The sequence below is a fragment of the Flavobacterium sp. genome, assembly GCF_024642105.1.
Lineage (GTDB): Bacteria > Bacteroidota > Bacteroidia > Flavobacteriales > Flavobacteriaceae > Flavobacterium.
The window spans coordinates 155,800-180,384 of sequence record NZ_JAHEBT010000053.1 but is presented as its reverse complement, the minus strand read 5'-3'; the positions used below and the strand labels follow the sequence as shown (position 1 = coordinate 180,384).

Genomic DNA, 24,585 nt, shown 5'->3' with positions numbered 1-24,585 from the left:
TTTTACCTCTAAAATAGTCTGATACTTTGAGATTCTTTCTTTTTTGTTTGCATAATCCAATAAAATTAAGTTAAATTTGTACGTATAATCATCAAATAAAAACAAAAGCCTATTTAACATTTTTACTTTTTAGAACATTATTTAGAATTACAAACCCTCTAAAAGGTATATTATGGCTATTCCTCCTATTGATGATGCTACATTAGTAAATGATTATATTGCGGGCAATGAAGCTGCTTTAGCAACTCTTATCAAAAGACACCAATCCAAAATTTTTGGTTTTATCTATTCCAAAGTAGGCGATAGAGATCTTTCTGACGATATTTTTCAAGATACGTTTATCAAAGTAATTCGCACTTTAAAATCCAATGCCTATAATGAAGAAGGAAAATTTCTTCCCTGGGTAATGCGAATTGCTCATAATCTGATTGTGGACCATTTTCGCAGAAATAAAAAAATGCCTTTGTACAGAGAGACCGAAGAGTTCTCCATATTTTCCATTATGACAGATGATGCGTTGACAATAGAAAATAAATTAATTTCAGATCAGGTGGCCAAAGATTTACGTCAATTAGTAGAAGAACTCCCAGCAGATCAAAAAGAGGTATTGATGATGCGCCTGTACCAAGATATGAGCTTTAAGGAAATTTCAGAAGCGACGGGAGTAAGTATCAATACTGCTTTAGGACGAATGCGTTACGCTTTACTTAATTTGAGAAAAGTGATTGATAAACACCAAATTATTTTGACTAACTAAGCAATATTTTGTGATTTTTGTCGTTGTAGTGTAAATTGTAAATGCAAACTATGGCAAAAATCTACTCTAAAAAATCATTTGTTGCTCCAAAAATGAAACCAAAGAAAGAAGTTGTTTCTTTCTTGTTGAACTATTCAAAAGCGTTGAAAGTAGTCAAAACTGAGCAAGCTACTTTTGAACTTATCGCTAATTAAAAATTCATTGTTAGTTGCTAAACCACCTTTGTTAATGTATTAATGAAGGTGGTTTTTTATGATCTAACTATTTATTTTTTGAAGTAATCGTCTAAAACGGATTTTCGTCCTATCGTTTTAGTGATGATATCTTTCTCTAAATTCCATCCTCGTGCAGGCGAATATTCGCGTCCATACCAAATGATTTGCAAGTGCAATTCATTCCATAATTCCTCTGGGAAAATGCGTTTGGCATCTTTTTCAGTTTGTACCACATTTTTTCCATTAGTTAAGTTCCAGCGGTACATTAAACGATGGATGTGTGTATCTACCGGAAAAGCAGGAATACCAAAAGCTTGAGACATTACTACACTAGCGGTTTTATGTCCCACTGCTGGTAGTTCTTCTAGAGCTTCAAAACTTTGAGGGACTTTTCCGTTGTGCTTTTCAATTAGAATTTGTGATAAGCCATAAATTCCTTTTGATTTCATAGGTGATAATCCACATGGACGGATGATTTCTTTAATTTCTTCTACGGATAATTTAATCATATCGTAGGGATTATCTGCTTTCGCAAATAATAGAGGGGTAATTTGATTCACCCGAACATCTGTACATTGTGCCGATAGTAATACAGCTATTAGTAAGGTATACGGATCTTTATGGTCTAAAGGGATAGGAATTGTGGGATACAATTCTTTTAACGTATTTATAACAAATGTTACCCGTTCCTGTTTGTTCATTTTTGTATTTTTATTCCTGTAAAAATAAAACAATTCCAACAATCCAATACTAAGATTTATGACAACATTAAAAATAGGAGATCAAGCACCTCAATTTTCAGGTGTGGATCAAGACGGGGAATCACATCAATTAGCCGATTATAAAGGGAAAAAATTAGTAGTGTTTTTTTATCCAAAAGCAAATACGCCAGGTTGTACAGCAGAAGCCTGCGACTTAAGAGATAATTTTGAGCGTTTTCAAGCGAATAATTATGCGTTATTAGGAGTAAGTGCAGATGCGCAAAAAGCACAGGCTAAATTCAAAGAAAAATACGATTTTCCATTTCCGCTTTTAGCAGATGAGGACAAATCAGTGATTCAAGCTTTTGGAGTTTGGGGACCAAAGAAATTTATGGGTAAAGAATACGATGGTATTCATAGAACGACTTTCGTCATTGATGAAAACGGAATTATAGCAGATGTGATTTCTGATGTAAAAACCAAAGCGCATGCTGCTCAGATTTTAAAGTAATAGTATTTCATGAAAAAATCCCCAACTGATTCAATTGGGGATTTTTTATGCTTCAATTTTACTAAACTTCTTTTAAGAACTTACTGGGTTCGTATCCAAATAAGTGGTGTTCTTTTATAATTTCGGCTACTCCAGATGGAAGCATTTCTTCCCATCCTTCTTTTCCTTGACTAATCATTTTAAGTACTTCGCGAGAGAATACTTCTAATATTTCAGGATTATAATCTTCGATATCAATCACTTTTCCATTGAATTTAAAGAACTTGTACAATTCTTTCATTCGTGGATGTACTTTTAAGTTTTCTGAAGTAATGATTTCTCCATTTTCACCTATCATTGGGTACAAAAATACTTTCATGTCTCGGTAGAATAATTTACCGAATGCTTCTAAGATTCCTCCACTTAAGTGGCGGTAGTATTTCTCGTCAAAGATGTCAACTAGGTTGTTAACCCCCATTGCTAATCCCATACGGGCTTTGGTATAATTAGCGAAATACTCTACTACTTTATAGTATTCTTGGAAATTCGAAATCATTACCGTTTGACCTAACGAACAAAGTAATTCAGCACGATCCATGAAATCTCTTTCGTCAATTTCTCCGTCAGAACGTAAATTAGACAATGTAATTTCAAATACTACGAGTGTATTTTCTTTTTCTACCTTATTTTCATTCAAGAACATCTTCAAAGATTTCTCGTACATGTCCATATTCACCTTGGTTACAGGACGGAAACTTCCTCTAAAGGCCAATAAGTTTTTCTTGTACAAAATCGCCGCTGGTAAGATGTTTTTTCCTTCAGGATTGAACATTACTGCATCTGTCATTCCATTTTTTACCAATTGTAAACTCATTAAACGGTTGTCTACATCCGCAAAACGAGGCCCTGAGAAGTTGATAGTGTCAATTTCTAGTTGGTCTTTGTCCAAATGGTCATACAAATAACGCAGCAATTTTTTAGGATCATTGTATTTGTAATAAGCACCGTAAATTAAGTTTACTCCAAGAATTCCTAAGGTTTCTTGTTGCAATCTTGAATCGGTTTCTTTGAAACGAATGTGTAGAATGATTTCGTTGTAGGCTTCGTCAGGTTCAATTTGAAAACTAATTCCAACCCAACCATGCCCTTTGAATTGCTTTGCAAAATCGATAGTTGCCACGGTATTGGCATAACTAAAGAACATTTTGTTGGGGTGCTTGTCTCTACTCAAACGCTTTTCAATCAAGCTCACTTCGTGAGAAAGCATCTTTTTCAATCGGCTTTCGGTTACGTAACGACCGTCTTCTTCGATACCGTAAACGGCGTCACTAAAGTCCTTGTCGTAGGCAGACATTGCTTTTGCAATAGTTCCAGATGACCCTCCCGCTCTAAAAAAGTGTCTAACCGTTTCTTGTCCGGCACCAATTTCGGCAAAAGTTCCGTAAATATTTTCGTTAAGGTTGATACGGAGCGCCTTATCCTTGATAGAAGGAATTTGCTCCATTACTTTATCTCCTTTGAGTTTTATCTTTTTGGTATGCATTATTTATATCAAAAGTGCTTTTATGTTACAAAGTTAACAAATTAGGAGTTTGTTGAAAGATATTTAACCTTATTTTTGTAAAAAAATGACATCTTGATGCGATTATTATTTGAATCGTATTTTTAGCGCATTCAAATGTAGAATTACTATTTTTGAATCACGATTTTTTCGTTATTGATAGCGTTAAAATGAGTTTTTATTCTCAAGATCAATCACAAATACATCGCTTTTGAAAATATATTTTTTAGGTACTGGTACATCGCAAGGCATCCCTATTATTGGGAGTGATCATCCTGTTTGTAAAAGTGCTGATGCAAAAGACAAGCGTTTGCGTGTTTCGGCTTGGGTGTCATGGGAAAATCATTCATTTGTGTTCGATTGTGGTCCTGATTTCAGGCAACAGATGTTGGTTTCCAATTGTCAAAAAGTAGACGGAATTTTATTTACTCACGAACACGCGGATCATACAGCGGGAATAGATGATATTCGGCCATTTAACTTTCGTCAAGGGGCAATGCCAATTTATGCGCACCAACGCGTAATTGATAATTTGAAGCGACGTTTTGAATATGTATTCGAAACCGAAAATAAATATCCTGGAGCGCCTTCAGTAGTTACTTTTGAAGTGCAAAATAATAATCCTTTTGCAGTTGGAAATAAAATGGCAATTCCTATTAATGTGATGCACGGCGATTTGCAAGTTTTTGGTTATCGCATCGATGATTTTGCGTATTTAACTGATGTGAAAACGGTTGAAGAGTCAGAAATTGAAAAACTAAAAGGCCTTAAAGTTTTGGTGGTAAACGCTTTACGCGAAGAACCGCACCAAACCCACTTCAATTTGCAAGAAGCTTTAGATTTTATAACTTTGGTACAGCCTGAAAAAGCGTATTTGACGCACATTAGTCACCATTTGGGTTTTCATGAAGAAGTACAAAAAAAGCTTCCTGAAAATGTTTTTCTTGCGTATGATAATTTAGAAATCACTATTTAATTTTCCTTATGAAACGTTCCTTACTACTTTATTTAACGATACTTTTTGCCTTGACTACCTTGTTTACCTATGTGTTTTTGAGCAGTGAAGTGAAATTTGAGCAACAGCGTTCCGAAAAGAAAATATCCAAATTGAGGGATAGTTTGACTTTGGTTTCGAATCAATTGGCTGATGCCAATTATTTTTCTTTGGCCAAAAATGAAAATGCACAGAACTATTTTGATAACCAAAGTACGCAAAAGACGATTCAGTATGAGAAATTGATTCCGGTAGTGACTGAAAAATTATTGGATTATAATTCCAATCCAAAAGGGAATCCGTATACAGGTCAAGACCAAATAGGCGCAAATAAATTCATTATTAATAAAGTAAAAATACTGAATCACCGATGGATTATCGCCGATTTTAGTGATGGCGAAATTTGGGGTGAAGTACTATTGAAATACTTCGTAAATGAGGATGAAACCATCTCTTTTGAAGTGAATCAGTCGCTTTTATACCAAAAATAAAAGGAGTTTTTTTACGAGTGGGCTTGAAGCCAATTCTTAAAATCAAAAAACACTTGAGGCGAAATTCCATGCCCGATTGGGTATTCTTTATAGGTGTGAGCAATGCCTAATTGAGTTAAAAATGCATCTGATTTTCTTGCCCATTCCACAGGAATAACTTGGTCTACAGTTCCGTGGGAAGCAAAAATGCCCAAGGTAGAAAAGTCGTTATTTTCGAAACCTGCTTTTAGAATAGGCTCACTTACATAACCGCTTAACCCAATTACATTTTTAATTTTTTGAGGGTCAGAAAGCGCTACTGCATAACTTAAAATGGCTCCTTGGCTAAAACCAATTAGCGTAATGTTTGTAGCATCAATAGGATAATTCTCAAGTAGTTCATCGATAAATGTACTAATCAAATTTCTGGAAACTTTAGCTTGTTCGTGGTCAGAGAATTTATTTTCGTCGGCATCAAAATTGATAGCATACCATGCATAGCTTCCGTACTGTAAATCGTAAGGCGCACGTGCTGAAATAACATAGTAGTTTTCAGGAAGTTCAGAAGCAAAAGAAAATAAATCAGCTTCATTGCTACCGTATCCGTGCAATAAAAGCAACAGCGGATTCGAATCCATTTTTATTTTGGGTTCTCTGATGAGGTATTCTAAAGATAAATTCATGGTGTTAAGAAATATTGGATAACCATTTCTGGAAATAGGTTCCTAATAGTGGCATGGGTTTGATTTCGCCTTTAATGGCAGTAAAAATACCATACCCCCATAAAACGGAAATAAAAATCCACATAGGAAATGAAATCAATAAACTGTCAAAATTGCTAATGATTAAGCCTAAAGAAATGAAAGTCAAAGTCAATCCTAATCCTTGACGGATATGAAAAGTGGCAAACGGATTTTTACTTTCAGCATTCATAGACATTGCAATGAATACGCCAATTCCTAAAATATAACTGGTGATGGCGGTTGCTTTTCCGGCTTCAATCGTTTCTTTGTTCATGATTTAGTGGTTTAGAATCAGTTGGTCTTGATTCGCAATTCCATATACTTTTCCTTTGATTTCGGTACCAATAAAGGCCGAGTTTTTCGATTTTGAACGGATGGCTTCGGTAGTAAAAGTACTTTTTCCTTCAGGGTTGAATAAGCTTAAGTTGGCTTTAGCACCTTCAGTTATGGAAGGAGTTACTAACCCAAAAATAATTCTACCAAAAGTTAGTTTTTCAACTATAATTTCGACAGGCAGTACAGTCATTAACGCTCCAAAAGCACTTTCCAAACCAATGGTGCCGCCTTTAGCTGTGTCAAAATCCATTTTTTTATGTTCAATATCAATAGGGTTGTGGTCCGAAGTAATGATATCAATAGTACCGTTTTTAACACCTTCTATCAAAGCCAATCGATCGGTTTCTGTACGCAATGGCGGACTTAATTTGGAACGAGTGTCAAACTCTTCTAGTTTTTTGTCGGTTAAAACCAAATGATGTACCGCGACGCTACAACTTACTTGTAAACCTTTGGCTTTGGCTTCTTGGATTAAAGCAACTGATTTTGCAGTTGAGATAGTTGGAATGTGTAATTTTCCTCCCGTATATTCGAGTAAAAATAAGTTTCTAGCGACTTGTAATTCTTCGGCTAAATTAGGAATTCCTTTAAGTCCTAATCGTGTTGAAACGATTCCTTCGTTAGCGACTCCATTTCCTTTGATTTTTTCATCTTGCGAGAAGGCTATCACTAAGCCGTCAAAATCTTGTGTGTATTGTAATGCGATTTTTAACAAATTGGCATTGTCCAAACTTCGATTGTAATCTCCAAAAGCAATAGCTCCTGCATTTTTCATATCGAATAATTCGGCCATATCTTTTCCTTCGCTTCCTTTGGTTAAGGCACCAATAGGGAATAATTCGGTTGCTGCACCTTGGGCTTTACTTTTTACAAAATGCACTTGGGATTGATTATCGATAATTGGGAACGAGTTGGGTTGTAAGGCAATTCCAGTGAACCCACTTTTTGCAGCTACTTGTAATCCGTTCTCGATAGTTTCTCGATCTTCAAAACCGGGTTCACCAAACGAGACACTACTGTCGAACCAACCTGGTGAAACGTGTAAATTATCGTATTGTATTTCTTGGTAATTTTCCGGATTAGCTAATGCATTTCCTATTTTGGTGATCCAACCATCAGCAATTAATATATCTACGGTCTTGTTGTGAAAAGGACTTTTAGAGTCGATAATTTTTGCGCTTCGGATGATTGTTTTCATGTTTTTTCTTGATTTTGTAATGTGTAAAATCGTGTATTTATTAAATTCTAAACCAGTGTTTTACTGAATTTTATTGAAAGTAATTATTTAGTATAAATTTTTAATTTTTATTTGATTGAAAAATTATAATTTGTATTCTATTTTACTTCATGAATCGAATAATAGCCATTTCTGTTACCAGTAATAACAGTGCAAATATAAGAAACCATTTCCATATTTGGCTATCGTTGTTTTCGCTTTGAATGCGTTCGAAGACAGTTGCCATAGAGTCTATCTGATTCGTGTTAGAAAGTAGTTTTTCGTTGTTTTGAAATAAGTCACTTTCGCTTCGGTTATAATTAAAACTGATATTTTGAATCCATTTTTTGGTATTGAAAACTGCAAAATTTCCAGCTTGTTTTGGATGTTCTCCAAACTCCATTTTGACTTTGGCATTCAAAATTTGTTGCATTGGAATGAATTGTTCCGTTTCGTTTTTAACGGTTAAGACCCCTTCTTTGTCTAAATTGGTTGTGACAAAATACGAATCGGTATTGCCAATTGTTCGTGCAGTAACACCATTTTTTTCTTGGCTTTGTGACAATTGGTACAATACTGGTACAATCAGAGGCGATTGTTGGAAATTGGAATTTTCCATATTCAATGCAGCAGAAAAAATAGACACATTACCCGCTCCTGTATTGGAAGAAACTAAAAATGGACTTTCATCTTGATACGATAAAACAGCAGGACTAGTGCTTGTAATAGTAAAGGATGTTTTGGTTTTTGGGTACTGAAAATTCGAAATTTGATTTTCAAAAACGTTCCTGAAAATAGGATGATTGAAATGGATTTTGGTAATCAATTTTTCGGTAGTATTGGCCGATTTAAATACTGTATTTCCTGTCTTTTGAACCAGAGAATTGAGGTTAGAAATCGATGACTTTGCCGAAGGAATCAGAATGAGATTGCCTCCTTTTTCAACAAATGAGTGTAAAGTGGTTTGTAGCGCTTGTGGAATCTCTTCAACTTCGTTCAAAACGATGGCGTCTTGGTTTTCTATAAGGTTATAATCCAATTGCGCCAACGTGCTGTTTTGGTATTCAAATTCATCGTTGGTGTAAATTCGGGATAAAAACGAACTTTTTGCAACTTCTCCAATGCTTATTACTTTGGTTTTTTGGCTTTCGCCAATGCTAAAATAATAGGTATTGTCAAAAGTCAATCCGTTATCAACAAGAGAAACAGAGCCATGAAATGCTTTTTTAGGAATAGTAAATGGAATGACTTGTTTTTGCTTTTTTAAGGAAACCATTGTCTTGGCAACCAACTTGTTTTGGTTGTATAGTCCCATTGAAATGGGTTGGTTATTTTCTCCATAATTGCTGACTTGGATGCCAATTTCGTAAAAATTGTCTAATGTCTGACGAATGAAGACGCTATCGATGGATACATTGTTTTGCTGTTCTGCTTTTGGAATAATAAATGAAATAGCATCCGTTTTAGCTATTGTTGTAAGCTGTTTTGATTCTAAACCGATAGCATCAGAGATGACTACAATTTCTTTTTGATACAATGACGGATGAGCTTGTATTTGATTTAAAATTGGATCTAATTCGAAAGGTGTTGCGCTGTATTGTAGATTTTGAAGTTCTTTTTGGATGGACTTTATATCGGTGTTCCAAAAAGCTTCGGTATTGGTCAACAAAGAAAAATGAATGGTCTCGGGCGTCGTTTCTAATAGTTCTTGAATAGCGCGTTGTAGTAATTCGCCTTTCTTGCCTTTGGCCTGCATGCTGTACGAATTGTCAAGGATGATATACAACTCCTTTTGCGAGTTCGACTTTTCTTTGGTAGCTAAAAAAGGTTGGGCAAAAGCCAAAACCAAAGCGGTTAGAAGCAATAATCGGGTGGCTAGCAATAACCATTTTTTGATTTGTGAACTTTTTCTGCTTTGAATGGTGAGTGCTTTTAGAAAGCGAACATTGGTAAAATAGGCTGTTTTAAAACGGCGCAATTGAAACAAATGAACCAAAATAGGTACTGCCAAAAGAAAAAGAAAGTACAGAATCTCGGGATGTTTGAATTGCATCGGCTTTTGATTTAAATAGCGTAGGATTCAAAATTACAAATTTGAAATTAGTTAGCCGTTTGAAATACTACTATTTAATCTATATTAGTTTCAATTATTGTGTACTTTAGCTTTTCAATTGTATTTAAAATGAAAAACAGTATCACACTTCTTTTAGTAGTTCTTATTTCTCTGGCACAAGCCCAAACCAAAAAACTACCTTTATTAATAGGTACTTATACTAAAAGTTGTGACAGTAAAGGAATTTATGTGTACGATTTTGATACCAATACGGGTGATTTTGTATTCAAAAATGCGACTGAAAAAGTGATTAATCCAAGCTATTTGTCACTTTCTAAAGACCAAAAAAGAGTTTATTCGGTTAATGAAAATGGAGTTGAAAGTACGATAAGCTCGTTTCAATTTGATGCGGCTAGTGGGAAATTAACTAATTTGAATCAGCAAAAGGCACAAGGTGCTGACCCATGTTATATTATCAATGATGATACGAATGTGATTGTAGCCAATTATTCGGGAGGAAATATTGCTGTTTTTGGCAAAAAATCGAATGGTAGTTTGTCTGCCATTAAACAAGTGGTACAGCACAAAGGAAAAGGAATTCACCCTCGCCAAGAAAGCGCACACGTACACATAGTGTATTTTTCGCCAGATAAAAAATACGTGCTAAGTACTGATTTAGGAACGGATACGGTTTATTTGTACGAATACCATCCTTATGCAGCTACTGAAGTCTTGAAATTGAAAAGTGCCATTTCATTACAAGCAGGAAGTGGGCCACGTCATTTGACTTTTAGCAAAGACGGAAAAAGGGTGTATGTGCTGCAAGAATTAAATGGCGCTTTGTCGGTTTTTAATTTTGCCAATGGGAAATTGAATATAATCCAAGAGACCACTATTTTAGCGAAAGACTTTAAAGGTAATTTTACAGGAGCCGATATTCATATTTCACCTGATGGAAAATTTTTGTACGCTTCGAATAGAGGAGAAGCCAATACCATTTCTGTTTTCAAAATCTTAAAAAACGGTCAGTTAGTTCCACAATCAGTGGTTTCTTCTTTAGGGAAAGGACCTCGTAATTTTGCTATTGACCCAACAGGGAAGTTTCTTTTAGTAGCCCATCAATACTCAAATGATATTGTTGTTTTTAAAAGAGATGCCGTTTCAGGAGCTATTACCGATACAGGAAAAAGACTTGAATTATGCTCGCCAGTCTGCTTGGTATTTGGAAAATAATAGTAGATACGATTTACGAAAAGAGTAAATAAGATACTATTATTTTTTCTTCTTTTTCTGTGCTCTGGTTTTGAGCATGTTTCTATTGACAGAACCGTGTGTTTTCTTCTTGGTTTTAGAAGGTCCACCTAGGTTGATTTTGGTATTCTTTTTGGCTTTTTCATGAAAAGCACCTTCTCCTTCTAATTTGACTTTTTTCATTAAAAATTTCACCGGTTGGCGGTCTTTTTCAGGGCCAATTAATTTGGTTGAAACTTCAACTTCTTCCGGGAAAGGAGTGATTTCCAGTTCAGTATTCATTAATACTTCAACTTCTATGAATGATTCCTCTTCGCGAGGTGCTACAAAACTAATAGAAGTTCCTTCGGAATCCGCGCGACCGGTACGTCCAATACGGTGCATGTACAATTCAGGTAGTTCTGGCATTTCGAAGTTGATGACGTGCGTAATATTGGAAATATCCAAACCTCTCGCCATAATATCAGTCGTAATTAATCCGCGTAAATTGCCTTCTTGAAACTCTGCCATCGTATTCAAACGGTAGTTTTGTGACTTGTTGGAGTGAATTACTCCAAACTGTCCTTCAAACGCTTCTTCAATACTTTCAAAAAGTAGATCCGATATTTTTTTATTGTTTACAAAAACCAAAACACGGTTCATCGTTTCATCTGTAGTCAATAAATGTTTCAGCAAATTGACTTTGGTATTGAAATTTGGAACTTGGTAAGTGATTTGTGTAATTTTTTCTAAAGGTGTTCCTGAGGCAGATAATGTCACTTCTTCTGGGTAATCAAAAAAGTCATTCAAAACGGCATCTACTTCCTCAGTCATCGTGGCTGAAAATAAGATGTTTTGACGTTTGGTTTTCATCATCGCTAGCAAGGCAGTTAATTGAGGTCTGAAACCAAGATTGAGCATTTCGTCAAATTCGTCAATGACTAATTTTTGAGTTTCGTCAAAACGAACTACGGCATCCAATGCTAAATCCATAGTTCTACCAGGCGTTCCTACTAAAATATCAACACCTTCGTAAACGGCTTTTTTCTGAGTATTGATGTTGACACCTCCGTAAATTCCGAGGGTATTAACCGACATGTATTTGGTCAATTTCTCGACTTCTTCCACCACTTGAACGACTAATTCTCGGGTAGGTACCAAAATCACAATTTTTGGTGTGTTGGTATTGGTAAACTTGTATAGTTTTAACAACGGCAATAGATAAGCAAAGGTTTTACCTGTTCCCGTTTGTGCAATTCCCATCATATCACGACCTGACATAATCACAGAAAACGATTTTTCCTGAATTGGAGTAGGCGTAGTAAAGCCTAATTCGTCAATGGCTTTTTGTACGGATTTAGGGAGATTGAATTGCTCAAAAGTGCTCATAAATTGCTATTTTGTGCAAAGGTACATTAAAAAGGGGGATTTTAATATTTTATGTTTTAGGATGATTTACGAAGTTAACTATTATAGAGTGTTTTAAAATGGGAGTTCATTGCTATACGATTCAAAAAATTCAGATTCTAAAAATAGTTTTAGCTCATTTGTAGCATTGAAACCATTTATCTTTTGCTTGTAGCGATTAGATGTAGCTTCATTTTCAATTTCTAGTTTTCTTTTTTTACTGATTTCTAAAAACTCGGTTTCCATATCAATACCCAAAAATCTTCTGTTAGTTAAATTAGCTGCAATACTAGTTGTAGAACTTCCTGCAAATGGGTCTAATATCCATGCTCCTGGTTTTGTTGATGCTAAAATAATACGTGTCAAAATAGACAAAGGTTTTTGCGTGGGGTGTTTGCCACACGACTTTTCCCATTTAGCAATAGCAGGTAATTTCCAAACGTCTTTCATTTGTTTGTTACTGTTGAGTTGTTTCATTAACTCATAGTTGTAATAATGCGGCACCTTTTCTTTTTTTCTTGCCCAAATAATTAACTCGGCAGAATGCGTAAAGAAGCGACAAGAAAAATTAGGTGGTGGATTGTTCTTTTCCCAAGTGATGACATTCAAGATTTTAAAATCCAATTCTTGTAATAATTGACCGATTGAGAAAATGTTATGATAGGTACCACTTATCCAGATAGTACCATTATCTTTTAATTTATCCCTAACTAATTTTAGCCAAGTACGATTAAAGTCATTGATAAAATCAAATCCTTCTGATTTGTCCCATGTACCTTTATTAACAGAAACAATTTAATCAATTAGCAATTTTAGTTTTTTAAGTTTATTAAAAATATGATTTTCAGGATTATTTGATTCTTCAAAATGTTTTTGCTCATCAACATATATATATTCAATAATATCTTTTATTAACATATTTTTTTCGTCTTCTTTACTTTGACCATTGATATCAATAAAATTAACATCAACAAAATCATTATAATCTAATACGATTTTCTCATTTTTATATTGCTTTTGAACTTTTGCAAAAGCATCTTGAACGTTTTTTGCATCAATTTCAATAACTCTTGCCAAGAATTCTTGAACTTCTATTTTAAATGTTCCCATAAGATATTTTTTTATAATTACCTCGACCTGAAAATTCAATAATTCCTTTATCTCTTAAAAACTGTAATTGCTGTCTTATTTTATCCTTAATGAAATTATTATTGGGATATTTTAACTTTAGTTTTTCTTCAAATTTATAAACATCATCTAATGTGAACTTTTCATTATTAATTGAATCTATGCAATTCATTATATCTAATATCCATCCCTTACTCTCATTGCTCTTTTGTCTTAAAAATAAAGTCTTTTTGAATGAGTTTTCTACAATTTCTTTATCAATTAATTTTGAATCTTTAATCAAAAAAACTTTTCCTGCTTCAGCAACATTAGACAAGTCAATATTACATCCTATCCATCCAGCTCTTTTAGCAGTATCTGAAAGAGGTTTTCTTTTAATTATTATTTCAGTTGTAAAAAACTGCTTAGGTATAATTAAGAAGTTCTCAACTGACATTTTCTTAGAATATGTTAAAAAGAAAAAGTTAGGGTTTTGGTTAGAATTTATTCTTTCTATCATTGTTGAATAGGCTCCGTCATTAATTGTATTTGAAAATTTGCCGCTTTTACTTTTTAATTCAAATTCTTCATTACACTTTTTGCAATAAAAGTCAGCAACAGGCCTATTGTTCTCAAATTCATTTAAAGGATTTTCACCACAACAAGGGCAATATGAATTCTCCTTAACCCAATTTTCTGTTAGTATTCTTGCAATTTGAGAATTACTTTTATAGCCTTCGGCAAGGTCTATATTGAAATTTAAATTCATACTATGCAGCTAATTTAGCGTTAGGGATTGCAGTGTAAATCCTTTTGTTTTTTTCTTTAAAAAACAAAAGATTGAAACGTAAAGCCCGACCTGATAGGGTAACGCCTTTATTAAATTCATTATACAAATCGTCAAAGAAATTATCGTTTGTGTCTTTTCCTTTTACATCAGAATTACTCAGTATCCATTTATGGTCTAAAGTATCTAATGTTTTGCAAAAATCACGCAAACGTATTTGCTCTTCATCGTTAAACTCATCTTTAGCATAGGAGTTAAAACTAGAGGTATTGCTTAAAGGTTTATAAGGAGGATCAAAATAAAACAAAGCAGGTCTTTCTGCATGTTTTAGAGTTTCTTGGTAATCGCCAGTCAGTATTTCAACTCGTTGCAATGCCTCACTAACGGCTAAAAGATTTTCTTTATCACAAATAGTCGGTTTTTTATAACTTCCCATTGGCACATTAAAACCATTATTTTTATTCACACGAAATAAACCATTGAAACAGGTACGATTTAAGAATATGAATAAAGCCGCTTGTGTTACTTTATCTGTACTTCGGGTGTTAAACAACTCACGTTTGGCGTAAAAATATTCTTTCTTTTTTTCTTCTAATAAATCTAGTGAATGAAATTCCCTTTGAAATTGTTCTAATACAGAAATCAAGTTTTTGGTTTTTGAGGCAATTACTTTGTAAGTATTTGTTAAGTCGGAATTAATGTCATTTATTACGGCTTTTTCTACATTTGGAAAATTATTCAATATCCAAAATAAAACCGCACCACTTCCTACAAACGGTTCTACATAAGTAAATTTTTGAGAAATAAACTCTTTAGGTAATGCTTTTTGTATGTCTGTAATCAACTGGGTTTTACCACCCGCCCATTTTAAGAAAGGTTTGGCTTGCATATAAGGATATGATTTAATTTCTCAAACTTACTAAATTTAGATAGTCATTAAAAATATTGTTAACAATTCATTTGTTTTATTATTTGTATTCAAAACCCTTCAAACACACCCAAACCAAATAGTGCAAAATCATATTTGACAGGGTCATTCGGGTCTAGAATTCGCAATTGAGTATCGAGTTCGGCTAATGCTTTAGCATCGTTTTGTTTGCGGTGAAGTAAGCCTAATTTTCGTGCCACATTACCCGAATGTACATCGAGTGGACAAGAGAGTGCTGCAGCTGAGATGCTTTTCCAAATACCTAAATCGACTCCTTTGTTGTCTTGGCGCACCATCCAGCGTAAATACATATTGATTCGTTTGGCTGCCGAATTATTCAATGGATCTGAAATGTGTTTTTGTGCTCGTGTTGCATGTGGAATTTGCTTCGCCAGTTCGCTGTCGCTCGTGTCAAAAAAGAGTTTCTTGAATTCATGAATGCTTTTTTGCATAGACAACGGTTCTTGGTTTTGAGCAAAAACAGCTTCGAGTCCGTTGTGGTTTTTATAAATGTGTTGTAAACCTTTGACAAAAACAATAAAATCCTGCCCATTGAACGTGCGGTGTACAAACGATGCTAAGTCTTTTAAATCTTTTTCTTGATGTGAAAGAACAAAGTCATAAGGGGCGTTACCCATCAATTCCATCATCCGATGTGCATTTTTGATAATCATCTTTCGATTGCCCCAAGCAATGGTTGCTGCTAAAAATCCAGCTATTTCAATATCTTCTTTTTGAGAAAATAAATGCGGAATTTGAACAGGGTCGCTATCGATAAAATCTCGGGTATTGTATTGGATAACTTTTTCGTCTAGAAAAGATTGTAGTTCAGAATGAGTCATAGTGGAAAGACATTAAATTGTGTTTCGCAATTAGGGATTGCTAATTTGTCCGTCTACCATGATTAATTTTCTGTCCGCCATATTAGCTAGTTCTTCGTTGTGCGTTACAATCACAAAAGTTTGCCCGAATTCGTCACGCAATTGAAAAAACAATTGGTGTAAATTCTCTGCTGAATGGGTATCGAGGTTTCCAGAAGGCTCATCGGCAAAAATAACGTCTGGTTTATTGATTAAAGCACGAGCTACTGCTACACGTTGTTGTTCACCTCCCGAAAGGGCATTGGGTTTGTGATCCATTCGTTCTGAAAGACCTAAATACTCTAAGAGGCGTTTCGCTTCTTTTTCAGTTTCTTGTTTGTTTTTATTGGCAATAAAAGCCGGAATGCATACATTTTCTAAAGCCGTAAATTCAGGAAGTAATTGGTGAAATTGAAAGATAAACCCCAGATTTAAGTTTCTGAATTGGGATAAGGTTTTATCATTCATTGTCAACACATTTTCGCCATTGATGAATAATTCTGTTCCCTCTTGTATTGAAGGTTTGTCTAATGTGCCGAGTAGTTGTAACAAAGTTGTTTTTCCTGCTCCAGAAGCTCCTACAACAGCAACGATTTCTCCTTTTTGAATGTGCAAATCCACTCCTTTTAGCACTTCTAATTGGTCGTAAAATTTATGTAGGTTTTTCGCTTGTATCATTTGGAACTTGTTTTTACAAAGAAACAAAGATTTTTGGTTATCCAAATGAAAAATTTGGGTAAAGAATTTAGGTTCGATTTATTTTTCTTTGAACAAGAATCCCAAACCAATTTGGCGCAAGAGTTTCTTTTCAAATTGCCAGAAAAAGGTAAATTGACCAAAAAGAAAGCCAATGCTAACTAAAAGTACTTGGTACAATGGGAATATCAAAAGTAGTCGAATAGGAGTGAAGAAAAATCCGAAATCATCTTTAGTAATTCCTAGCCACACACATACAGGTTTCGAAGCCATTGCTGAGGCTGAACCCGTGATTGCAAAAACGATAAAAATAATAGTCAGTTGGAAATTGGATTGAATACCCCAACGCTGTTTTAATTTTTCCATTAGGATTATCTAAAGCGTTACAAAGTTATGATTTTTGCATAAAGTAAAGTATAAAAAAAGGATGTCTTTTTGAGACATCCTTTTTGTGTATTATTTGAAAAAATTAACCTAAAATACTGATGATTTGTTGCGCTAATTCTGTTCCAATTCTATCTTGTGCTTCTCCTGTAGCAGCTCCAATGTGAGGAGTCAAAGAGATTTTTGGGTGCATAAGGATTTTGATTTCTGGTTTTGGTTCGCTTTCAAAAACGTCTAATCCAGCAAAACCAACTTTTCCGCTGTCTAATGCTTCGATTAAAGCAATTTCGTCAATTACCCCACCACGAGCACAGTTTACAATACCTACACCATCTTTCATAATAGCCAATTCCGCTTTTGAGATGATGTATCCGTTTTGAGCAGGAACGTGTAACGAAATGAAGTCAGCTTCTTTGAATAACGATTCTAATGATTGTGATACAATAGTTGTAGTTACTGATTGTCCGTCAAAGAATTCTACTTTTACATCTACTTTATCAATAAAACTATCCGCAGCAATTACTTTCATCCCTAAACCAAGCGCCATTTTTGCAGTAGCTTGACCAATACGTCCAATTCCTACAATTCCTAAAGTTTTACCTCTTAATTCAGTTCCGTTAGCGTATGCTTTTTTCAATCCTTCAAAGTTAGCATCACCTTCTAAAGGCATATTTCTGTTGGAGTCGTGTAAAAAACGAACCCCATTAAATAAGTGACCAAAAACCAACTCAGCAACTGATTCTGAAGAAGAAGCAGGTGTATTGATTACATTGATTCCTTTGCTTTTAGCATATTCAACATCAATGTTATCCATTCCAACACCACCACGACCGATGATTTTGATACCAGGACAAGCATCGATAATGTCTTTACGAACTTTAGTTGCACTACGAACTAAAATAACGCTTACATTATTTTCGTTAATAAAGTTAGCTACTTGTTCTTGTGCTACTTTAGTAGTAATCACTTCAAATCCACCTTTTTCTAATGCTTGAATTCCACTTTTAGAAATTCCGTCATTTGCTAATACTTTCATTTTTTTTATGTCATTGCGAGGAACGGAACAATCTCATCCTCATATTAATTTATTTAATTTTTAAACTGCTTTTTCCAAAGCTTGCATTACGTCAACCAATACTTGTACGCTTTCAATTGGCATAGCATTGTACATAGACGCTCTGTAACCTCCTACTGAACGGTGACCTGGCAATCCAGAGATTCCAGCTTCTTTCCACATAGCATCAAAAATTGGTGCGTGTTCTGGGTTGTTCAATAAGAAAGTAGCATTCATGTTAGAACGATCTTCTACCACTGCTGCTCCTTTGAATAATGGGTTTCTATCAATTTCGTTGTAAAGCAATTCCGCTTTAGCATTGTTGATTTTTTCTATTGCAGCAATTCCGCCTAGTTTTTTCAACCATTGTAAGGTTAGTAAAGAAGCATACACTGGGAAAACAGGTGGTGTATTGTACATACTTTCTGCTTTAATGTGTTTTGCATAATCTAACATACTTGGAATTTCTCTTCCGTTTTTACCTAAGATTTCTTCTTTGATAACTACTAAAGTTGTTCCGGCAGGTCCCATATTTTTTTGAGCTCCAGCGTAGATAATGTCAAATTTAGAAAAGTCCAATTGACGTGAAAAAATATCAGAACTCATATCGCAAACTACAGGAATGTTAGTAGTTGGAATTTCTTTCATTTGAGTTCCAAAAATAGTATTGTTACTTGTACAGTGGAAATAATCTGCGTCAGCAGGAATGGTATATCCTTTAGGTACATTATTGTAATTTTGTTCTTTTGATGAAGCTACAACAACAGTTTCTCCAAAATATTTTGCTTCTTTAATTGCGGCAGATGCCCAAGTTCCAGAATCCAAATACGCTGCTTTTCCGTTTTCTTTCATCAAGTTATACGGAACCATTAAGAACTCTAAACTAGCTCCTCCGGCAAGGAAAAGTGCTTGGTATCCTTTACCTTCTAAACCTAATAATTCAAGAACTAATGCTCTAGCTTCATCCATTACCGCAACGAAATCTTTGCTTCTGTGCGATATTTCCAAAATAGATAAACCTGAATTATTGAAATCCAAAATGGCTTGTGCTGATTTTTCAAAAACTTCTTGTGGTAAGATACAAGGTCCTGCGCTGTAGTTGTGTTTTTTCATTAGTAGTAGTTTGTTCCAAAATTTAAAAATGCAAATTTCGGTAATCATACTTTAAAAACCGTTAAATAATCAGAAATATTTAAACAATTTTTTACTTTATTGTTAACGAAAACGAAATAGTATCGACATTATCTGCGTAATCCCATAATTGAGGGCGTTGTGTCTGTCCGAAAGGGATGCTGTTTTTGACTAAATTGTCACTCACAATACACTGAATGGTATCGGCTTCTGTTTCGAATCTTTTCTCTACCTCCGCAAGGGTGTCGTAGTATTCATAAAACACGCTAGAAATAGGAGAGGCGTGGCTTGAATCTTCTTTTAAAGTTAAAAATCCGTTGTCTAATAACTTGTAATTGCTCATTAAAAAAACCGCTTTATTATAGTCGTAATTATTAGCATATTTTTCATAATGAATCACATCTTGGTATTCAAAAATAGCTTCAAAAAACGCGTCAAATGAATAGCCTTTTGGAACAAAAAGTTTGGAAACATTACGACAACCTAGTCCAAAATAACGGAAAATATCCTCGCCTAAAGCGATGAGTTGTTCTTTGGTTTCTTCTCCATTTAAAACGGCAACTGAATTTCTGTTTTTTCGAATGATAGAAGGCTTATCTTTAAAATAATATTCGAAATAACGCGCTGTGTTGTTGCTTCCTGTGGCAATAACGGCATCAAAGGTTTCTAATTTCCCCTCAACAAAAGTGATTTTGTTGGCCAAATCAGGTTCAATAGCGATAAGGTATTTTGCCAAAAAAGGCAATAAGTGTTGGTCGTTTGATGATGTCTTTACTACTACATTATGTCCAGCCATTAAAACAGAAATAAAATCATGAAATCCAACTAGCGGAATATTTCCGGCCAAAATTAACGCAATGGTTTTAGGCTCGGTTGTTGTGAAATCATAAGACGATGTCCATTGATTTAAATTTGCTGACGTTAAGGCTTTTGCCCAAGATTGTATCGAGAAATAGACTTGCTCTGGAGTGTACCAGCCGTTATGGGATTGAGATAATTGAATTAATTGTTTAAAATTATCAAAAAACAAATCATTTTGAGGAACGCTAGAATCTTTAGTAGAATTGTCTTCTGCGAACTGATTTAAAAAGCGTCCTAATGTAACAAAAACATTTTTTTTTGTTTCTAAGTCCATAATGTTTGTTTATGAATGGTTTTGATTGTAATTTTGCACAAAAATAAGCATAAATAAGCCGAAAGTCAAAAAGGTAACTCAAGACTTTAGACTTTCAAACTTTAAGACTAGAAATTATGGCAATTATAATTACAGATGAATGTATCAATTGTGGGGCTTGTGAACCAGAATGTCCAAATACTGCAATTTACGAAGGAGCTGATGACTGGAGATATAAAGACGGGACAAAACTAACAGGTAAGGTAATTTTGCCTGATGGTACCGAGGTAGATTCAGATGCGGCTCAAACGCCAATTTCGGATGATGTATATTACATTGTTCCTGGGAAATGTACGGAATGTAAAGGTTTTCATGATGAACCACAATGTGCGGCTGTTTGTCCTGTAGATTGTTGTATTCCTGATGAGAATCACGTAGAGTCTGAAGAAACCTTGTTGAACAGACAAGCGTTCTTACACAACGAATAATTTTTTTAAAACTTTATTATAAAAAAAATCCTGAGCAATTGCTCAGGATTTTTTTGTTTCTAAGGAGTTAAATTTAGAATGTAAATCCTAATCTAGCATAGTAATACGCTCCGCTGAATCCCATTTGAACAGCATCCCAGTATCCACCTGCTTCAACCCAGTCATCTTGTTGGTCAGGATAAATATTGAATAAATTGTTAGCTCCAATACTTAATTTAGATGATTTGTTCAATTTAAAACCTAAAGTTAAATCAGTTACAATTTTCGCATTATAGGTATCCGTTGCAGCTTTAATTTGATTGGCAAAACTTCCATAATCAGCTACGTCTTCATACATTTGGTAGTCTAATAGTTCCACTTTGCTAAAACGAGTAAAAGCTAAACCTGCATTAAACCATTTTCTATCGTAATTAATATTAAGTCCGAATTTATTGGCAGGTGCCGATGCTAATAAAAATGCTTTTTCTCTCTCTCCAAAGAATGTTTCTTTATCTAAAGTTCCGTTTTTTACATCTCCAATAGTCATATGATTAATGTTTCCTACTAATGTTGCTCCGAAACTATTGTCTCCGAATTTCTTTTTCCAAGCCAATACAACATCTACTCCAGCTGTTTTTGTATTCACTCCATTTGTAAAGAATTGTGCGGCAGAAACACCAAGATTCAATGCAGAAGCATCAAAGTATCCTGTTAAAACGATACGGTCTTTTACGTTAATAAAATAGCCGTCAACAGTTGCTGTAAATGCGCCAAAACTAGCAGTCACTCCCAAAGATCCATTAACAGCTTTTTCTTCGTTTAATTTGTTAATTCCAAAAGCTTGAGTTACAGGACTATCGTTTGAAGATAAAATAACTTCAGTTGCTCCTCCTGAACTAAAATTGGTAAAACGTAAATTATAGTATACCTGAGCTAATGAAGGTGCTCTAAATCCAGTACTTAATGAACCTCTAAAATTGATATTGTCTGTCGCTTTCAAACGAGCGGCAAGTTTACCATTTAGTGTACTGCCAAAGTCGCTGTAATTTTCAAAACGAACCGCAGTGCTTACTAATAAATTTTTAGTTACATCGAACTCAGCATCAGTATAGAATGATACATTGTTGCGATTTTTCTTTACTTCGTTGGCAGGGCTATATCCAGGGAATCCTTGAGAGCCTCCTGGACGGAACTCTCCTGAAATAGGATCTATAGGTGCTGATTGTGTAGCAGGATTAGTGATTGGTCTTCCTGTAGTATCGTAAGTAGCATAAGATCCTTCTTCTCCAGCAAAAATGCTAAATTGTTCGGTTCTGAATTCAGCTCCAAAGGCTAAGTTCATTCCGTTTAAAACTGAATCATAGTTTTTAGAAAAATCCAAGTTGGTGGTGTTTTGGCTTAAACTATGTCCACCCGCATTAAATTCAGTTGGCGAGTTTCCAACCAAAGAAGCGTTAATAGTTCCTTTAATGTAATAATGAAAAAGGTTTTTCCCAAAGGTATTGCTTAAATCCATTTTCCATCCAGATGCATATTTAGTTCTAATACCAGCTGCGATAGAATTATCCACAATCTCCGAAGTAATTCGTGGAGTAAATCCTCCTGGATAAATAGACTCCACGACTCTTTCTCCTCCATTTCTTGTAAAAGCATAAGCGTCAGTATCTCTGAAGTTTCTTCCTCCAAATGCATAGAATTCTGTTTTGTCGGAAATAGGTACCACTAAATTACCAAAGAGATTAAGTCCTTGAATAGCAGCTTCACCAAAACCTTTTCTGAAGTCAAATCCTGGACGTAATGTCTTCTCTTTGTTTAAGTATTCAGCAGTGAAGTTAGCAATTCCTCCTTTTTTACCCACTGCTACTCCGTAGTTAGCAGCAACTTTGATGGATTGACCGTCAAAATTTCTTTTTTGACCTAATGTGTTTCCGAAGCTTTTTTCGTCTAAAAAGTTGTTTTTAATGTTTGCAGTTCCTGGATCAAACTCACCTTGAGCGTTTGTATTGTAAGCTCCGTAAGTTACAGCTCCAGTTACTTGGTTAATATTGTCATTTAATACAATATTAATAACACCTGCAATAGCATCCGAACCGTATTGTGCTGCTGCTCCATCTCTCAAAATTTCAATTCTTTTGATGGCAGATGCAGGAATAGAGTTCAAATCGGTTCCAGTGTTTCCACGACCTTTTGTTCCAAATAAATTGATTAAAGACGATTGGTGTCTTCTTTTACCGTTAATTAAAACTAAAGTTTGGTCAGGCCCCATTCCTCTTAAAGAAGCTGGATCAACGTGATCGGCTCCATCAGATCCCGATTGTTTATTGGCATTAAATGAAGGCGCAACGTATTGTAATAATTCGTTGATTTCTAATTTACCACTTTGTGTGGTTACATCTTTAACGTTAATAACGTCAATGGGTACAGCAGAATTCACTACTGTTCGTTTCGTATTTCTAGAACCTACAATTTGAACTTCTTTTAATTCTTGTGCTTTAGAATTGGTGTTTTCTTGAGCAAAAAGACAAGTCAAATTGAATAACAATAAAAGTAAGCTGTACTTTTTCATAACTAATTTGGTTTGGTTTTTATTTGGTTTAAATCGGGTGCAAGATACTAATTTTTTGAAAAATAGTAAGTGAAATTCCTTTTTTGATGCGAATTTTACAAAGAATGCAAGAATTTGATGTTTTTGTTTAACGAACCTTTTTTTAATTCTATATTTGCACACTTTATTAAAGTAATTGCAAAATTTTGTGGTTATTGGCCACTATTCGAAAATAAAATTATCATGAAAGCAGGAATTGTAGGATTACCAAATGTAGGGAAATCAACGTTGTTTAATTGTTTGTCTAATGCCAAAGCGCAAAGTGCTAACTTTCCGTTTTGTACTATTGAGCCTAATATTGGGGTAGTAAATGTACCCGATTCAAGAATGGCAAAGCTAGAAGAGCTAGTGAAACCAGAACGTGTGCAAATGGCAACGGTTGATATCGTAGATATTGCGGGATTGGTAAAAGGAGCAAGTAAAGGAGAAGGTTTAGGAAATCAGTTCTTAGGAAATATTAGAGAATGTAATGCGATTATTCACGTGTTGCGTTGTTTTGATAATGATAATATTGTTCATGTAGATGGGAATGTAAATCCTATTCGTGACAAAGAAACGATTGATATCGAGTTGCAGTTGAAAGATTTAGAAACAGTTGAAAAACGTTTGGAAAAAGTAAATCGTGCCGCTAAAACAGGAAATAAAGAAGCACAAGCAGAGCAGTCGTTGTTAAACAGAATTCGCGAAGCGTTATTACAAGCTAAATCAGCACGTACTGTCGTGCCTGCCAATCAGGATGAGGAAGAATTGATGGAAAGTTTCCAATTGATTACCAATAAACCCGTATTGTATGTTTGTAATGTGGATGAAAATTCAGCGGTAAACGGAAATAAATATGTAGATCAAGTTCGTGAATTGGTAAAAGACGAAGATGCCGAAGTGATTATTCTTTCGGTAGGTGCCGAGGCTGATATTAATGAATTAGAAAGTTACGAAGAGCGTCAAGTATTCTTAGAAGATATGGGATTGACTGAGCCAGGCGCTTCTGTTTTGATTCGTGCGGCTTACAAATTATTAAAACAACAAACGTATTTTACAGCAGGTGTGAAAGAAGTTCGTGCTTGGACCATTAATATTGGAGCTACTGCGCCACAAGCAGCGGGAGTTATCCATACTGATTTTGAAAAAGGATTCATTCGCGCCGAAGTAATTTCATACGAAGATTTTATCCACTATGGTTCTGAAGCAAAATGTAAGGAAGCAGGTAAATTCAAGGTGGAAGGAAAAGAATACGTAGTCAAAGATGGAGACGTAATGCACTTTAGATTTAACGTGTAGT

25 protein-coding genes and 1 pseudogene are annotated in these 24,585 nt (G+C 34.7%); 8 read left to right on the top strand and 18 right to left on the bottom strand.

What is annotated here, in order from left to right; translation table 11 throughout:
• The first annotated feature begins 172 nt into the window (after positions 1 to 172).
• Positions 173 to 757 (top strand): sigma-70 family RNA polymerase sigma factor, encoded by a 585-nt coding sequence (locus Q0L65_RS09130; RefSeq protein ID WP_296685535.1) that lies wholly within the window; start codon positions 173 to 175, stop codon positions 755 to 757.
• Between the two features lie 50 nt (positions 758 to 807).
• Positions 808 to 951 carry a hypothetical protein gene (locus Q0L65_RS09125; protein WP_296685533.1) on the top strand — a complete coding sequence of 48 codons (144 nt, stop codon included), beginning with the start codon at positions 808 to 810 and terminating at the stop codon, positions 949 to 951.
• A 71-nt stretch (positions 952 to 1,022) separates the two neighbouring features.
• On the opposite strand, the gene nth is transcribed toward Q0L65_RS09125, so the two are convergent.
• Positions 1,023 to 1,673, bottom strand: a complete 651-nt coding sequence (gene nth / locus Q0L65_RS09120) for an endonuclease III (protein ID WP_296685531.1) — start codon at positions 1,671 to 1,673, stop codon at positions 1,023 to 1,025.
• A 58-nt stretch (positions 1,674 to 1,731) separates the two neighbouring features.
• Here nth and bcp point away from each other — a divergent pair, with 58 nt between their 5' ends.
• Positions 1,732 to 2,184 carry a thioredoxin-dependent thiol peroxidase gene (gene bcp / locus Q0L65_RS09115; RefSeq protein ID WP_296685529.1) on the top strand — a complete coding sequence of 151 codons (453 nt, stop codon included), beginning with the start codon at positions 1,732 to 1,734 and terminating at the stop codon, positions 2,182 to 2,184.
• A gap of 61 nt (positions 2,185 to 2,245) precedes the next feature.
• On the opposite strand, the gene Q0L65_RS09110 is transcribed toward bcp, so the two are convergent.
• Complete coding sequence (locus Q0L65_RS09110; protein WP_296685528.1) at positions 2,246 to 3,706, bottom strand: TonB-dependent receptor; 1,461 nt, start codon at positions 3,704 to 3,706, stop codon at positions 2,246 to 2,248.
• A 229-nt stretch (positions 3,707 to 3,935) separates the two neighbouring features.
• On the opposite strand from Q0L65_RS09110, the gene Q0L65_RS09105 reads away from it, so the two are divergent.
• On the top strand, positions 3,936 to 4,700 hold the full coding sequence (locus tag Q0L65_RS09105; protein ID WP_296685526.1) for an MBL fold metallo-hydrolase: 765 nt from the start codon (positions 3,936 to 3,938) through the stop codon (positions 4,698 to 4,700).
• Positions 4,701 to 4,708: 8 nt separating this feature from the next.
• Positions 4,709 to 5,209: a hypothetical protein gene (locus tag Q0L65_RS09100; RefSeq protein ID WP_296685524.1), complete on the top strand. Its 501-nt coding sequence runs from the start codon at positions 4,709 to 4,711 to the stop codon at positions 5,207 to 5,209.
• Positions 5,210 to 5,220: 11 nt separating this feature from the next.
• Here the strand turns inward: Q0L65_RS09100 and Q0L65_RS09095 are convergent, their stop codons facing one another.
• The 4 genes from Q0L65_RS09095 to Q0L65_RS09080 form a co-directional block, all read right to left on the bottom strand.
• Positions 5,221 to 5,871: a phospholipase gene (locus tag Q0L65_RS09095; protein ID WP_296685522.1), complete on the bottom strand. Its 651-nt coding sequence runs from the start codon at positions 5,869 to 5,871 to the stop codon at positions 5,221 to 5,223.
• Positions 5,872 to 5,875: 4 nt separating this feature from the next.
• Positions 5,876 to 6,205: a hypothetical protein gene (locus Q0L65_RS09090; protein WP_296685520.1), complete on the bottom strand. Its 330-nt coding sequence runs from the start codon at positions 6,203 to 6,205 to the stop codon at positions 5,876 to 5,878.
• A gap of 3 nt (positions 6,206 to 6,208) precedes the next feature.
• Complete coding sequence (locus Q0L65_RS09085; RefSeq protein ID WP_296685519.1) at positions 6,209 to 7,465, bottom strand: dihydroorotase; 1,257 nt, start codon at positions 7,463 to 7,465, stop codon at positions 6,209 to 6,211.
• Positions 7,466 to 7,607: 142 nt separating this feature from the next.
• Entirely contained in the window at positions 7,608 to 9,536 is a 1,929-nt protein-coding gene (locus tag Q0L65_RS09080) for a BatA and WFA domain-containing protein (protein WP_296685516.1), read from the bottom strand.
• A gap of 129 nt (positions 9,537 to 9,665) precedes the next feature.
• Between Q0L65_RS09080 and Q0L65_RS09075 the strand changes: the two genes are divergently transcribed.
• Positions 9,666 to 10,769: a lactonase family protein gene (locus Q0L65_RS09075; protein WP_296685515.1), complete on the top strand. Its 1,104-nt coding sequence runs from the start codon at positions 9,666 to 9,668 to the stop codon at positions 10,767 to 10,769.
• A gap of 39 nt (positions 10,770 to 10,808) precedes the next feature.
• Here the strand turns inward: Q0L65_RS09075 and Q0L65_RS09070 are convergent, their stop codons facing one another.
• From Q0L65_RS09070 to Q0L65_RS09020, 11 genes and pseudogenes are all read right to left on the bottom strand, one after another.
• Positions 10,809 to 12,155 (bottom strand): DEAD/DEAH box helicase, encoded by a 1,347-nt coding sequence (locus Q0L65_RS09070; RefSeq protein ID WP_296685514.1) that lies wholly within the window; start codon positions 12,153 to 12,155, stop codon positions 10,809 to 10,811.
• 93 nt (positions 12,156 to 12,248) lie between these two features.
• Positions 12,249 to 12,968, bottom strand: a pseudogene (locus tag Q0L65_RS09065) (site-specific DNA-methyltransferase); the annotation flags it as partial.
• A complete protein-coding gene (locus Q0L65_RS09060; RefSeq protein ID WP_296685512.1) occupies positions 12,969 to 13,283 on the bottom strand; it encodes a DpnD/PcfM family protein in 315 nt (104 codons plus the stop codon).
• Positions 13,270 to 14,049 (bottom strand): DpnI domain-containing protein, encoded by a 780-nt coding sequence (locus tag Q0L65_RS09055; protein ID WP_296685511.1) that lies wholly within the window; start codon positions 14,047 to 14,049, stop codon positions 13,270 to 13,272. The genes Q0L65_RS09060 and Q0L65_RS09055 overlap by 14 nt, the downstream gene beginning before the upstream one ends.
• Before the next feature lies 1 nt (position 14,050).
• A complete protein-coding gene (locus Q0L65_RS09050; protein ID WP_296685508.1) occupies positions 14,051 to 14,956 on the bottom strand; it encodes a DNA adenine methylase in 906 nt (301 codons plus the stop codon).
• Between the two features lie 89 nt (positions 14,957 to 15,045).
• Positions 15,046 to 15,837 (bottom strand): TIGR02757 family protein, encoded by a 792-nt coding sequence (locus tag Q0L65_RS09045; protein WP_296685507.1) that lies wholly within the window; start codon positions 15,835 to 15,837, stop codon positions 15,046 to 15,048.
• A 30-nt stretch (positions 15,838 to 15,867) separates the two neighbouring features.
• Positions 15,868 to 16,533 carry an ABC transporter ATP-binding protein gene (locus Q0L65_RS09040; RefSeq protein ID WP_296685505.1) on the bottom strand — a complete coding sequence of 222 codons (666 nt, stop codon included), beginning with the start codon at positions 16,531 to 16,533 and terminating at the stop codon, positions 15,868 to 15,870.
• 78 nt (positions 16,534 to 16,611) lie between these two features.
• Positions 16,612 to 16,917, bottom strand: coding sequence for a DUF6787 family protein (locus Q0L65_RS09035; protein WP_296685504.1), 306 nt, complete (start codon positions 16,915 to 16,917; stop codon positions 16,612 to 16,614).
• Between the two features lie 103 nt (positions 16,918 to 17,020).
• On the bottom strand, positions 17,021 to 17,971 hold the full coding sequence (locus Q0L65_RS09030; protein WP_296685502.1) for a D-2-hydroxyacid dehydrogenase: 951 nt from the start codon (positions 17,969 to 17,971) through the stop codon (positions 17,021 to 17,023).
• 60 nt (positions 17,972 to 18,031) lie between these two features.
• Positions 18,032 to 19,102, bottom strand: coding sequence for a 3-phosphoserine/phosphohydroxythreonine transaminase (gene serC, locus Q0L65_RS09025; protein ID WP_296685501.1), 1,071 nt, complete (start codon positions 19,100 to 19,102; stop codon positions 18,032 to 18,034).
• Between the two features lie 91 nt (positions 19,103 to 19,193).
• A complete protein-coding gene (locus tag Q0L65_RS09020; protein ID WP_296685498.1) occupies positions 19,194 to 20,255 on the bottom strand; it encodes an acyl-CoA reductase in 1,062 nt (353 codons plus the stop codon).
• A gap of 116 nt (positions 20,256 to 20,371) precedes the next feature.
• Between Q0L65_RS09020 and Q0L65_RS09015 the strand changes: the two genes are divergently transcribed.
• On the top strand, positions 20,372 to 20,722 hold the full coding sequence (locus tag Q0L65_RS09015) for a 4Fe-4S dicluster domain-containing protein (RefSeq protein ID WP_296685496.1): 351 nt from the start codon (positions 20,372 to 20,374) through the stop codon (positions 20,720 to 20,722).
• Between the two features lie 73 nt (positions 20,723 to 20,795).
• On the opposite strand, the gene Q0L65_RS09010 is transcribed toward Q0L65_RS09015, so the two are convergent.
• Complete coding sequence (locus Q0L65_RS09010) at positions 20,796 to 23,267, bottom strand: TonB-dependent receptor (protein WP_296685493.1); 2,472 nt, start codon at positions 23,265 to 23,267, stop codon at positions 20,796 to 20,798.
• 222 nt (positions 23,268 to 23,489) lie between these two features.
• On the opposite strand from Q0L65_RS09010, the gene ychF reads away from it, so the two are divergent.
• A complete protein-coding gene (ychF, locus tag Q0L65_RS09005) occupies positions 23,490 to 24,584 on the top strand; it encodes a redox-regulated ATPase YchF (RefSeq protein ID WP_296685492.1) in 1,095 nt (364 codons plus the stop codon).
• Position 24,585: the final 1 nt, after the last annotated feature.